The following is a 9,901-nucleotide window of genomic DNA, read 5'->3' as shown; positions in this document are numbered from 1 at the left end:
GGCGAGAAGGTCACACCCGTTCCCATACCGAACACGGAAGTTAAGCTTCTCAGCGCCGATGGTAGTTGGGGCAGGCGCCCCTGTGAGAGTAGGACACTGCCAGGCTAAGCCCCTTTTGGGGCTATTATTTTGTGGGAATTTATTGGTCAAATGGGTCATTATATGGAGGATTAGCTCAGCTGGGAGAGCATCTGCCTTACAAGCAGAGGGTCGGCGGTTCGATCCCGTCATCCTCCACCATAATTGAATTATATATTTGGCGGTGTAGCTCAGCTGGCTAGAGCGTTCGGTTCATACCCGAAAGGTCGGGGGTTCGACTCCCTTCGCCGCTACCAAATTAGTGATTGTTTTTTTGATAATGGAGGAATACCCAAGTCTGGCTGAAGGGATCGGTCTTGAAAACCGACAGGCGGGTCATACCGCGCGGGGGTTCGAATCCCTCTTCCTCCTCCATATTATTTATTTGTAATTTTTATCGTCGCGGGGTGGAGCAGTCTGGTAGCTCGTCGGGCTCATAACCCGAAGGTCGCAGGTTCAAATCCTGTCCCCGCAATATACAAAGATATGAACTTGAATATTTACCAAAAAAAATCCCTTCTGTGTACACAGAAGGGATTTTTTAATGATTATAAATGGTGTTCAGAAATTAATTTCCCTATTTTTACTTATTACACTTCCCTGCAATTTCCTAGCGCATGGACGGAATGGCCATGTCTAAAAAAAGCCAGAAGGAAACTTTTCCAATCATATTCTCATCTAAACTTCCAAAAAAAAGTAATTGATTGCCATCGGGGTGTCAGGCACCATGTGAATTTTTTCACATGGTACCTGACACCCATTTTTAATGTGGGGCACCCCAAAATTCTGCGGGGGTTCTCCGAATGTCTGCGGTTTGTAAAGGATGGAAACGCCGTACAATGAAACCATCTAATAAAATATTGAAACCTTAATCGAAATAGAGGTTGGTTTAGATATTAAAAAAGTGGAGGGAATTTTTATGATTACGATTCAAGAAGTTTCAAAGGTTTATTCGTTAGAATCAGGAGATTTTTTTGCTTTGAAAAATAACAGCATTCACATCAATAAAGGGGATTTCGTTGCCATCATGGGGCCTAGCGGTTCAGGAAAAAGTACCCTTTTACAGTTAATTGGAGGGCTCGACCAGCCATCCTCTGGAAACCTGATTGTCGATGGGGTCCAATTAAACAATTTGACTGAAAATGAAAGAACGTTATTCCGCCGGACGAAAGTAGGGTTTGTTTTTCAAAATTATCAACTTCTTCCGATGATGACTGTTGCCGAGAATATCGCACTCTCGCTATCGGCAAATAAAGCCCCTAAAGATGAAATCCACTCAAGGGTTAAACAATTGCTGAAGGATGTCAAACTGGAAGGGAAAGAGACTCAATTTCCCTCGCAGTTAAGCGGCGGGCAGCAGCAGCGGGTCGCCATTGCCAGGGCCCTTGCAATGAAACCTCGTCTGATTCTGGCGGATGAGCCGACAGGAAACTTAGATCAGAAAAATGGTGAAGATATTTTACAGCTTCTCTCAAAATTAAATAAAGAAGAGCAAATCACAGTCGTAATGGTCACCCATGATCAACAGGCCGCAGCTGCTGCTGATCGAATTATCGTGATCCGAGACGGAGAAATCGTAAATGACCGGAAGAGAGGAGTGATGGGTCATGAATCTATGGCTAGTAGCCTGGCGTAACTTAATGCGCAGGAAGCTGCGCAGCTTTCTAACAATTATGTCGATAGTCATCGGAGTAGGGTCCACATTTGCCGTTATTGCCGCAGTCGATTCGGCAGAGAAGGCCTTTCCGGTTTATTTGAAATCGGCATTTGGGAAAGCAGATTTTAATTTGAATGGTACCGAAGCTTATTTTTCAGAAGACGTTTATAAGAAAGTAGAAAAATTGGATCAAACAGAGTCAGTTGCTATATTGAAGAAAAATACAAAGCTGAATATGAAGGTTGACGGGATATCCTCCATACAAAAAAGAGTCGACCTTAGCGGATACAGCGACCTTGATACACCGGTTACTGAATTCAAAGTGATAAAGGGGAATTTAACTTCTGGCGGTGCTGTGATTACAGACCGGACAGCAAAGGTATGGAAAAAGGATGTCGGTGACACTATCTCTTTCAATACTGACAAAGGCACTCAACGGATCAAAATAACGGCAATCGTCAAATATACCGTGGAACTAATGGGACCTAGCAGCTGGAGTATGGCTAACTATCACCCATGGTCAGTAGCAGTTCCGTTAACTGTTGTCCAGGATTGGTACGGTTTATCTGGAAAAATCCAAAACATACAGGTAAAGGCAGTAAATGGGGCAGGTATTAATCAGGTAGAGAAGGAATTAGACCAGTTTGTGAAACAGGTTGATGGAATCTATATGCAGCCAGTCGTAATCGATTTCGATGCGCAATTCAAAACATTGGACTCTTTCTTTCTTGCACTTTATATTGCCGGGTTTCTAGGAATTGCACTTAGTGCGTTTATTATCTTTAATTCTTTGTACGTCAGTATTAAAGAGCGCAAGAACGAATTTGCCGTACTAAAGACAATTGGGTACACATCTTCGCAAATACAAGGGATGGTGATGTTTGAAGTAATTCTATTATCCATCATCGGTACGGCTGTAGGCTTGTTAATCGGATATGGACTTGGTTTAGGGCTAAAATCACTCATTTTCTTGATCTATGGCATCCATGACGAAAGCAGTATGGTGCTGGCAAAAGGCGTTATCATATCGTTACTTGCCGGTTTGTTCGTTCCAGTCATCGCTTCTTTGCACCCAATCCGTCAAGCTGGCAGGGTCAGCGTCATTGAAGTGTTAAAAGAAAATCGGGCTGCTTCCTTTAAATCAAAAAAGTGGCTTGGAATAATCGGAATACTGCTCATTGCAACTGGATTTTTTATCAAAAGCTTACTCTTGGTCGTCCCATTAATGATTGGGATTGCTCTCGTATTTCCATATTTGTATAAGCTGTTTGATTTCTTGTTAAGACCCATTTACAAACTGCTATTCGGATTCACTGGCGAAATGGCAACACGGAATCTGAATCGAAATATTGGCCGAACCTCCATGACCTCTGTGATTCTTTGTTTGGGTATTGCCATGATCGTTTTAATGAGCTCACTGAACTCTGCTCTTTTGCAGACATATGAAAGGATTATCTATTCCTCTTACGGGGGGAATTTGGATATCATGCTCCACCATATTGAAAAAGAGGATTTAGAAAAGTTGAAAAATACGGAAGGTGTTGCTGATGCAACCACCTACTCCCTGCAAGCGGTTGTTTGGGACCATCAAGATAAAAAACGTCAGCTCCCTGTTTTTGGTGTTGGAAAGGAATGGATTGATCGGTTTCCGCTGTTTACTACCACTGGTAAGGCACCTGGTGAATTAATCAAGAACCTAAATAAAGATGAAATTATCCTCGATAAGATATCTTATGGAGTCTGGGGAGGGAAAATTGGCGAGACTATTACACTCCAGACACTCGGTGGAACAAGACTTTTTAAAGTAGCAGCAGTAGTTGATACGATGAAAAATAGCGGTTATGGGGCTTTTATGCAGGAAGAGAATTTTAAAGAGCATTTTGGAGTTAAATATGAACGGAATGCCCTTGTGTTAAAAAGTGAGAATGCAAGCCCGCTACAACTAAGAGAAAATATTTTTGCCCAGTTTGGAGAAAGGATTGAATCGATGTTTGGACCGGAAGATTGGGTCACGGTTATTGGTGCTACGTATACAGGATCCTTCTCGATTATTAACGGGCTAATCATTCTATCTATTATTGTTTCAGGAATTGGGATTACCAATACGTTACTCATTAGTATTATGGAGCGGATTCGCGAGATTGCGATGATGCGGTCGGTGGGTGTCACAAGCAGGCAAATCATCGGAATGGTTTTATTAGAAGGTTTCGGCATTGGGCTGGCGGCGACGGTCATCGGTACATTGTTTGGTATTCTGCTAATCTACATTACTTCCACCTTTATGGAAGTCAATTCGTTAACTTTTGATTTCGGTGTTTCATGTTTGATTCTTCTCTTTACGAGTTTGTTTGGCATTGTGGTTAGCTTAGTTTCCAGCTTTACACCAGCATCAAGAGCGGCTAAGACGAAGTTAAGTGAGGCACTGCGGTATGAGTAGGTTGATTATTATCCTGTTACTCCCACTGTTATTGCTTTCGGCATGTGGGACGAACGAATCTTGGGAAAATGAGAAGGTGACAGAGGTCAGCCATCGAATTCTCGCAGAGGATGTAAAGGTGGAATGGATGGTGGAGGGAACCCTCATTCAGCTAAAAATCGAGAGGGACGGGAAGCCTGTTGAAAAATTTGAGTTGAACCACGAAAAATTACTGCACTTAATTATTGTCAGCAAAGATTTATCTTATTTTAATCACATTCATCCCGAGTACAAGGGGAAGGGTATTTTTGAAATTAGGAATGACTTTCCCGCGGGCGGCGAGTATAAAATGGTTGTGGACTTTAAACCGGCGGATGGCGGTTCGATGACGAAGACGGAGTGGGTTAAGATAGAAGGTCATAGGACTGAACCTGTTCCAGTGGCGGTTGATGATAGCAAGGAAAAGACTGTCGATGGCAAACGGGTTACATTATCGATTGATCCTCTTGAGGCAAATAAAGAGTTGACGCTTAAGTTCAATTTGATGGATGAAAAAACGAATCAACCCATTACGGATCTTGAGCCGTACCTAGGGGCGATTGGTCATGTGGTCATTCTGTCGCAGGATGGCGAGCGTTATCTGCACGTTCATGCCACAGAAGGTCAAGGAAGCGGTCCTGAGGCACTCTTTGAAACAGAGTTTCCGAAAAGCGGAGTTTACAAGATTTGGGGGCAGTTTCAGAAGGATAACCAAGTGTTTACAGTTTCTTATGTGGTGAATGTTCGTTAAGCGGTTTGAAGAGTGAGGGGCAGAACGAGTCGTTCCGATTTCCATTGAAACCTGTTACTAAAAAGAGATTTATAGTGACCGTCAAAAAGAAAAATCCGTGTAACGGTATTATAAGAGGTTTAGAGTCCACGATATTTGAATCATAGCGCGTGGACTCTTTTTAAGGGTAAAGGATCCATCGAATTCATTTTATTAATCAGGAGTGACAGAAATGAAAAAATGGGCAATTGCCGGAATCCTATATGTTACTGTCGTAATACTAGGATTCCAGGCTTATGATAAATGGATTGCCAAGGATAAAGGTACAGCTGCTCAGACAGACAGCCATGGCGATAATATGGAAATGGGTGGTAAGCAAGAAGAGAGGGGAGGTCATCAAAAAAATGAAAGTCACCAGGGGGAAGATCAAGGCAACAGTCATGCACATAAAAAAGCTTCTGGAAACCACGATGGCAGCGAGGTCAATACATTTGTACAAATTGATAATAAAAGCATAAAGATTTTCTTAAAAGATAAGGCAGGAAACCCGATTGATGAACTAGAAATAAATCATGAGAAGGAACTGCATCTGATTATTGTGGATGAACAACTGCAGAGGTATTATCACCTGCACCCAGAACGAACAGGGAAAGGGGAATTTACTATTGAAAATAACTTTCCTGACGGGTTTTATAAAGCGTTTGTCGATATTAAACCGAAAAATTTCGCTTTCAAGGTGGAACCTGTTCCATTTGTCGTAGGTAATCCAAGTGCCCCTTCACACGGCCATGAGCTTGTACCAGACACGAATTATAGCAAAACGGTAGATGGAGAAACGGTAACATTAAACGTTAGTTCATTTAAGGCGGGCGAACCCGTAACGTTAGCCTTCGACTTAGATCAAAAAAATTTGACGCCTTATCTAGGGGCAATGGGGCATGTCGTGATTCTTGACGAATATGGTAAAGAGTTTCTTCATGTTCATCCGTCAAATAATAGCGAGCCGATATTTGAAACATCGTTCGATAAACCTGGTATCTACAAGATTTGGGCTGAGTTTAAACAAAATGGAACAGTAAGAGCGTTTCCATTTGTTATCGAAATAAAAGAATAAAAAACTATTTAAAGGGAGTGGACGTATATGAAAAAGCAGTGGAATGTAGGAATCGTATTATTTGATGATGTGGATGTACTAGATTATTCGGGTCCATTTGAAGTGCTTTCTTTAACCACAAACGAACCTCAAGAAGTACGAGAATTATTAACGAAGGGTATTCCTGCCGAAAGAAGACCATTTAAAGTATGCACGATTTCCAAAGATGGAAGTGTCGTTACATCTAATAATGGACTGAAAATTGTTCCGGACTTTAGCTTTGAGAACTTAAATCAAGGCCTAGACATTCTTATTGTCCCAGGCGGGCCTTTCAAAGCCATTGAAGCCTGTCTTCAGGACAGCCAATTAATTCATTGGATTAGCTCTTTCAGTCAAACCGGCGGGATCGTCGCTTCCATTTGTTCTGGGGCCATTTTGTTAGCGGAGGCTGGTGTTTTAACTGATAAAAACGCGACTACACATCCATATGCCTATGAATATTTGGAACAGACCTATACAGATATAGAGGTAATCCGAAATATACGCTTTGTTGATAATGGCAATGTGCTAACATCAGGGGGAGTATCTGCAGGCATAGATATGTCTATCTATTTAGTAGCTAAATTGCTGGGAGAAGAAGCTGCTAGAACGACTGCTGCTACATTGGTATATCCATACTTTAATAGGGAGATGCATCTGAAATCAGTATAGTCACACGAGAGCATTTATTTGCATTGGAACCTGTTTCAATGAAAAAAGATAGTAAGGATTTCTTTAACGGGTTTACTTTAGAGGTGCAAACATTGTAATACAAATACGAAAATACACTCGAATTCACGATAAAATTCACAGTGCGTTTTTTATTGATTTATCAACATTCTGGCAAATTTTAATTGCTTATTTTGTCTTAATTCACATAGTAAATCACAGGGTATGAAATAATTATTAGAGGGTGTGTGAATTATTTGTGATTTAGTACGTGGATTATGTTGAGATTACAATGGTTGTTGGATTTAATTCAAAAAAGGCATAGAGATATTTGCTCTAAGCCTTTTTGACTATGAAATATACTGTGAATTATGCTGTGAATTTGCTGCTATTTTTGCTGCTGTTCTTATTGTACGAACGGGGCAGGTTAGCAGAAAAAGGATAATTTATTGAAAATTAAGATACCTTTATTGCCTAGGTATTTCCTGTCTGTTAAAATTATTACATTAAATTAGAAAGTGAGTGATTTTTGTGACAGTCAGAATCTCTGCAACTATAAACAACTTTGAGGTACGGAAGGGATAACTTATTTTGTTAAAACCCTTTCGTCATTATTAAATACAGAGGGTGAATATATGTCTTTTAGTTATTATGGAGAACTTTGTACTGAGGTATACGACTTAACAAAAAAAGTCGGGCAATCACTTGGTGGAGATATAGAATATTACCGTAAAAAACTTAGAAATTGTAAAGGGCGTATGCTTGAAGCGATGGTTGGTTCAGGACGTGTAATAATCCCACTTTTAGAATCGGGTCTTAGTGTAGATGGAGTAGATTATTCTCCTGAAATGTTGGCTTCTTGCCGTCAACGTTGTGAAGAACGAGGGTTAAAACCTAATTTATATGAATCGGATTTAAAGGAACTTTCATTACCCCATAAATATGAGGTTATTATAATTCCTGCTGGTTCATTTTTGTTAATTGAAAAAAGAGATGAATCAATCAAAGTAATAAGGCGACTTTATGAACACCTTGAACCAGGTGGAAAACTGATGCTTGACCTTTTCCTGCCAGATAATAATTTTCAGGTGGATGGAAGATTTGAAGGTACATCAGCATTCACCCTTCCAAATGGTGATACAATTACAATGGAGGAGAAACTTGTTGAGGCTGATTTGTTTAATCAGTATAAAGTTTCCTATTTAAAGTATGAAAAATGGAGGACAGGAAAGTTAATTCAATCTGAGTTACAACGTTTTGCCTTACGTTGGTACGGTGTGGAAGAATTTAAGCTAGTATTAGAAAGCATTGGCTTTTCAAATGTTATGGTGTCTGCGGATTTTGAATACGGCAAACAACCAACAAATAGTAAGCAGACATTCGTTTATGAAGCTGTTAAATAAATTTTAAAATAAAACAACCCTTAACATAGTGAGGTTGAACACACTTCAACTGGTTCGCCTATTAATGGACATAACCTTAGTAACAAGGAGAGAAACTCTCCTTTTTTTTATGTTTGAAGTTTATACCTTTCCAGCTTTGCAATATCATACTACCGCATAAATTTTTTATTTAAAAGGAAAGTGTGTACTGCTTAAACAACGATCAGCGATTTTTGTTATTGTCCTAACTGACCTTTAGTTGAAGAAGTTTTGGATTTCAATAACAAAAGAACCTCGCCAATACTAAGCGAGGTTTGCATTTTTTATATACTAATTACTATGTCAAAACGACTGTTAATTCGGTACATTTTTTTAGAAAAGCACCTCAAAACGGAACCCTTTATGCTTAAACTGGTGCTTTTTAGGTGTTAATTATTTGGTATTTGTATAACCTTTGCACTTTTGCCCGCTTAAAGAGAACCCGTTAGGATTTCTAATCCCTACTATCTTTCTTTTTGAAATCAATCATAATCAATGATGCTGCATTTCAGCGATCTTCATTTGTTTATACTGTTTCATTCTAAGCATTGGCAGCATAGCTAATGCTCCAATGGTGAATAAAGCTGCAGCGATTAGGTACATGACGGTTAGTGGGAATTGATCTTTTAGGAACCCGACTAAACTCATGTTCAAGACCATCCCCCCCATGAACAGCGGGTTCAAGATACCGTTTACCCGGCCCACAAACGATTCCTCCGCATGAGTAAGGATTAATGTATTACATGCGATATGGATTAGTGGTACCATCATCCCTGAGATAAATTGCGCTAATAATGCAACCCATACCAACTTTACTGAGCCCATCACTGCTACAGAGACGGCACTTGAGATAAAGCCGGTCAAAAGCATATTCTGCGGTGACGTTTTTTTAGAGAGGGCCATTGCGGCAACTCCTCCTAGTATCATCCCCACACCATTTACTGCAGTAAACCATTGCAGGTTCTGCGCAGTTAAACCCAGATGTTCTGTTACCAAAAAGATCCCAAGCGGATTCACAAGCCCAAGCCCCATACCTGCTGCAAGGAAAAAACCGCCCATATAGACAAAAAGCTTATTAGAAATGACGTAACGAAAGCCCATTTTCATATCCGACGACAAATTCGTAGCAGTTTTTGTTACCTCTACCTTTCTATCAGGTGGCAGGAAGGTTAGTACCAGGGCGGATAGCAGGAAACAAGTTCCCATAATGGCTACAGCAACGGTAATTCCGAATCGGTAAAAAACGAGAGTTCCAATCATTGGACCTAAGATCATAAAAATTGCCTGAATGGTTTGATTCATCGACATCCCAAGCTGCATAAGTGATTCGGGTACGTGAAGCTTAAACAACTTCATCGAAGAGGGCTGCGAAAACTGAGATAATATGGAGGACACTAGTGTTGCGAAGAAGATTGCTTTCCATCCGCCGAATACAAGTGCCAACAAGACGATAAAAACGGATAGAGCACTTAGCAGATCACAAAGTACCATGGTCAGTTTTGGTCTCCACCTGTCAGCAAAAGTTCCACCAATAAAGGAGAATAGAAAAATCGGTCCGAATTCAGCTACTGAAATCATCGAGATCGCAATCGGATCCTTGTTTGTCTGTTCCGTAACAAAGAGCAGGATGGCAAAATTCCTCACCCATATTCCAAGCTGTAGAAAGAGCCCGGATAGCAAAATAGATTGAACAAAGCGATTGGCAAACAGTGTCCTCATTGTAGGAGCCTGCGCCTGTGTGTGATTAGACATATCGAAA

At 40.5% G+C, this 9,901-nt stretch carries 7 protein-coding genes, 4 tRNA genes and 1 rRNA gene; 11 read left to right on the top strand and 1 reads right to left on the bottom strand.

Annotated elements, in window-relative coordinates; all coding sequences use genetic code 11:
- The 11 genes from rrf to ACIQCO_RS25915 all read left to right on the top strand — a co-directional run.
- A 5S ribosomal RNA gene (gene rrf / locus ACIQCO_RS25965) occupies window positions 1-105 on the top strand; the annotation flags it as partial.
- Window positions 106-164: 59 nt separating this feature from the next.
- A tRNA-Val gene (locus ACIQCO_RS25960) sits at window positions 165-240 on the top strand.
- An 18-nt stretch (window positions 241-258) separates the two neighbouring features.
- Window positions 259-335 (top strand) — tRNA-Met (locus ACIQCO_RS25955).
- 25 nt (window positions 336-360) lie between these two features.
- Window positions 361-453, top strand: a tRNA-Ser gene (locus tag ACIQCO_RS25950).
- A 26-nt stretch (window positions 454-479) separates the two neighbouring features.
- A tRNA-Met gene (locus tag ACIQCO_RS25945) sits at window positions 480-553 on the top strand.
- A gap of 444 nt (window positions 554-997) precedes the next feature.
- Window positions 998-1,714 (top strand): ABC transporter ATP-binding protein, encoded by a 717-nt coding sequence (locus ACIQCO_RS25940; protein WP_400434776.1) that lies wholly within the window; start codon window positions 998-1,000, stop codon window positions 1,712-1,714.
- Window positions 1,686-4,172: an FtsX-like permease family protein gene (locus ACIQCO_RS25935; RefSeq protein WP_400434774.1), complete on the top strand. Its 2,487-nt coding sequence runs from the start codon at window positions 1,686-1,688 to the stop codon at window positions 4,170-4,172. Before ACIQCO_RS25940 ends, ACIQCO_RS25935 begins: the two co-directional genes overlap by 29 nt.
- Window positions 4,165-4,941: a hypothetical protein gene (locus tag ACIQCO_RS25930; RefSeq protein WP_400434772.1), complete on the top strand. Its 777-nt coding sequence runs from the start codon at window positions 4,165-4,167 to the stop codon at window positions 4,939-4,941. The genes ACIQCO_RS25935 and ACIQCO_RS25930 overlap by 8 nt, the downstream gene beginning before the upstream one ends.
- Window positions 4,942-5,152: 211 nt before the next feature.
- On the top strand, window positions 5,153-6,034 hold the full coding sequence (locus tag ACIQCO_RS25925; RefSeq protein ID WP_400434770.1) for a hypothetical protein: 882 nt from the start codon (window positions 5,153-5,155) through the stop codon (window positions 6,032-6,034).
- A 27-nt stretch (window positions 6,035-6,061) separates the two neighbouring features.
- On the top strand, window positions 6,062-6,724 hold the full coding sequence (locus ACIQCO_RS25920; protein WP_400434768.1) for a DJ-1/PfpI family protein: 663 nt from the start codon (window positions 6,062-6,064) through the stop codon (window positions 6,722-6,724).
- A 632-nt stretch (window positions 6,725-7,356) separates the two neighbouring features.
- Window positions 7,357-8,124 carry a class I SAM-dependent methyltransferase gene (locus ACIQCO_RS25915; protein WP_400434766.1) on the top strand — a complete coding sequence of 256 codons (768 nt, stop codon included), beginning with the start codon at window positions 7,357-7,359 and terminating at the stop codon, window positions 8,122-8,124.
- 510 nt (window positions 8,125-8,634) lie between these two features.
- On the opposite strand, the gene ACIQCO_RS25910 is transcribed toward ACIQCO_RS25915, so the two are convergent.
- Window positions 8,635-9,894 (bottom strand): MFS transporter, encoded by a 1,260-nt coding sequence (locus ACIQCO_RS25910; RefSeq protein WP_400434764.1) that lies wholly within the window; start codon window positions 9,892-9,894, stop codon window positions 8,635-8,637.
- Between the last annotated feature and the right edge of the window lie 7 nt (window positions 9,895-9,901).

It is taken from the genome of Neobacillus sp. NPDC093127 (assembly GCF_044754175.1).
GTDB lineage: Bacteria > Bacillota > Bacilli > Bacillales > Cytobacillaceae > Neobacillus.
The sequence above is the reverse complement of the archived record's forward strand: the minus strand, read 5'-3'. Positions and strand labels throughout refer to the sequence as shown.

What these genes read in the sequence shown, in the direction of transcription:
- ACIQCO_RS25940 (WP_400434776.1), top strand. Translation starts at nt 998, where the DNA reads ATGATTACGATTCAAGAAGTTTCAAAGGTTTATTCGTTAGAATCAGGA.
- ACIQCO_RS25935 (WP_400434774.1), top strand. Translation starts at nt 1,686, where the DNA reads ATGAATCTATGGCTAGTAGCCTGGCGTAACTTAATGCGCAGGAAGCTG.
- ACIQCO_RS25930 (WP_400434772.1), top strand. Translation starts at nt 4,165, where the DNA reads ATGAGTAGGTTGATTATTATCCTGTTACTCCCACTGTTATTGCTTTCG.
- ACIQCO_RS25925 (WP_400434770.1), top strand. Translation starts at nt 5,153, where the DNA reads ATGAAAAAATGGGCAATTGCCGGAATCCTATATGTTACTGTCGTAATA.
- ACIQCO_RS25920 (WP_400434768.1), top strand. Translation starts at nt 6,062, where the DNA reads ATGAAAAAGCAGTGGAATGTAGGAATCGTATTATTTGATGATGTGGAT.
- ACIQCO_RS25915 (WP_400434766.1), top strand. Translation starts at nt 7,357, where the DNA reads ATGTCTTTTAGTTATTATGGAGAACTTTGTACTGAGGTATACGACTTA.
- ACIQCO_RS25910 (WP_400434764.1), bottom strand. Translation starts at nt 9,894, where the DNA reads ATGTCTAATCACACACAGGCGCAGGCTCCTACAATGAGGACACTGTTT.